Origin of the sequence: Streptomyces bambusae (assembly GCF_020532645.1) — a bacterium.
Lineage (GTDB): Bacteria > Actinomycetota > Actinomycetes > Streptomycetales > Streptomycetaceae > Streptomyces > Streptomyces bambusae.
In genome coordinates, this window is the sequence record NZ_JAJAUZ010000163.1 from 1 (window position 1) to 315 (window position 315).

Consider the following 315-nt stretch of genomic DNA (forward strand, 5'->3'; position numbering starts at 1 on the left):
TTGATCTCGCAGATGGTGGCGCCGGAGGTGAGGGAGGCGCCGACTTCGGCGTTGAGTCCCACGATGGTGCCGGAGCGGTGGGCGTTGAGGGGCTGTTCCATCTTCATGGCCTCGAGGACGACGACGAGGTCGCCCTCGGCGACCTGCTGGCCTTCCTCGACCGCGACCTTGACGATGGTGCCCTGCATCGGGGACGCGAGGGTGTCGCCGGAGGCGGCGGGGCCGGACTTCTTCGCCGCGCGCCGCTTGGGCTTGGCGCCGCCGGCCGCGGCCGTACGGGCCAGGGTCATGCCCAGCGACGAGGGGAGGGAGACC

Annotated in this window: 1 protein-coding gene; it reads right to left on the reverse strand. The window is 71.7% G+C overall.

All coding sequences use genetic code 11. The features are described 5' to 3' along the window. Positions 1-315 (reverse strand): acyl-CoA carboxylase biotin carboxyl carrier protein subunit (locus LG634_RS37650; RefSeq protein WP_226741056.1); only part of this gene is annotated, 315 nt, incomplete at both ends.